This is a genomic window from Rhodococcus sp. EPR-134 (assembly GCF_001647205.1).
Classification (GTDB): Bacteria; Actinomycetota; Actinomycetes; order Mycobacteriales; family Mycobacteriaceae; genus Rhodococcus_F; species Rhodococcus_F qingshengii.
The window spans coordinates 1-1815 of record NZ_LVCT01000545.1 but is presented as its reverse complement, the minus strand read 5'-3'; the positions used below and the strand labels follow the sequence as shown (position 1 = coordinate 1815).

At 61.2% G+C, this 1815-nt stretch carries 1 protein-coding gene and 1 pseudogene; one reads left to right on the top strand and one right to left on the bottom strand.

Annotation, left to right across the window (positions count from 1 at the left end; all coding sequences use genetic code 11):
* Positions 1 to 519 (bottom strand): annotated as a pseudogene (locus A2J01_RS24560) (IclR family transcriptional regulator); the annotation flags it as partial.
* Between the two features lie 198 nt (positions 520 to 717).
* Here A2J01_RS24560 and A2J01_RS24555 point away from each other — a divergent pair.
* Positions 718 to 915: a hypothetical protein gene (locus A2J01_RS24555; RefSeq protein WP_125053481.1), complete on the top strand. Its 198-nt coding sequence runs from the start codon at positions 718 to 720 to the stop codon at positions 913 to 915.
* Positions 916 to 1815: the final 900 nt, after the last annotated feature.

The window sequence follows — 1815 nt, the reverse complement described above, 5'->3', positions numbered from 1 at the left end:
GAGCGTCGACGCGTTCGGGGGCGATCCACGCCAGGATCGCTTTTCCGCCGGCGGTGCAGTGGGCGGGGGCGTGACCCCCGACACGCGACGGGATTGCAGCGGCGAAACGTCCGCCGACTTTGTCGAGATCGACGACGTCGGGGCCGTCGAGGACGGTCAGATGCACGACCATACCGGTCTGCTGGTGCAATTCGTGCAGAAACGGTGCGGCCGCTTCACGAAGCGAGCTGCGCCTCTCGCCGTCGCCGTCCCCCGGAGAGCGCGGCGACCGAGGCAGTATCCGAAGGAGGCGTGCTCGACCCATCCGAAGGTGGTGAGTTGATCGAGAATGCGGTGGACAGTGGAGCGAGGTAATCGAGTACGGCATGCAACCTGTTCGAGCGTGATCCGAGCTCCTCGGCCGCCGAAGGCGTCGAGAATCAACGTCAGTCGCTCGATCATCGAGGGTGGCAGGTCCTTGCCCGACTTCATCTCTGTCGAGACGCCCGGCGTTGTGCCATTCTGGTCAGCGATGCCCATGAAGCCCCTTCCGAAATTTACTAGAATTCATTCTATCTCCTGTGTTCCCCACCCAGTCGGTGGCTCGCTTGCAGAATGCGACGGTAAGCGCAGCAGACACATACATCGCGTCACAGACTTACCGGTGTCATCGGTGCGCGGGATGCGTTGCCTGCCAGTAGGAATGCGCGTTCGAAGAATTGGCCTATGGTCGATTTCGTGAGCACTGTGCCCGTCGTCGGCACCGAACTCGGACGCGACTGCCTTCAATGTAGATGTCCACTGTTTATTACCGTGCTCGAGTTCTACGCCGGTTCACCACCTGAACTGACCGACCGCCGGGAAAGTTTCGTTGATTGCCGCAGCGGATGCAGGGGCGTTATCGAACAGCCGGTCGGTATCGACATCAGCCGTTGACCGATACCACGATCTCGCCACTTCGCGGGGAGTGATCACCAACGTCTATCCGCGTCGCAACCGCTGCAGAATGGCATCGAGTTACGGGCGTGAGGCTTCGCACCGCCGGCGTGATCGAGATGAACATTCTCGGTCCCCCACCCACCCGCGCCAGCCTGGAACGAGGGCCGAACACTACCCTTCTCCGTTACTTGTCAGGAACGCGGCAATGTACTTGTACTGACGCACGGCAGAATGACGCTCATCTGGTGCAGCAGGCGACTCTGGACGACAAGGCCAGCATCAGGGAGTGCTGCCCGTCGCCTTGATCGGTTTCTGCTGGGCCTCGTTGTGCCTGCTCGACAAATACGGCGGGCTGTTCATGTTTGGAGAACAAGGCACCAGGGCATGGAGGATGTTGACCCGCCGGTTGAGTCCCCCACTCCGTCCCGGCGGGTCTTCGATCTGCGTGTCGGAGTTGTCGCCGGTTCTGACACGCACGGTCCACCGACCGATGTTCACACCTGATGTCGGTGGACCGCCCGAACTTCGCGCTCGTCGCCGACACGGCGGGCGCGTGCCCGCCCACCGAGACTCTGCTCGTGCTCAGTGTCGGTGGGCCCTTGACTACGTCCTTCCTCAATGTTCGCCAGGCACCGACCGGCCTCCTGGCCGGGCCAGGTCGGCGCTTAACGCCACCTCACTACATCTGGTTTCAATTTTGCCTATAATCTATGTCTGATGGTATAGATTCTGTGATCTATTGAACTTCTCGCACCGCCGGATCTGGTGGCTGGCCGGTGCGCAGAGCGAGAACCTAGCTGTACGAGGCACGGACGTTAGTTACGCGATGCCGGCGGTAAGCGGCGGGCGGTCGTCCTCCGCGTGTTGAATGCGGTCGGTGGTAATTGTAGTGAACAT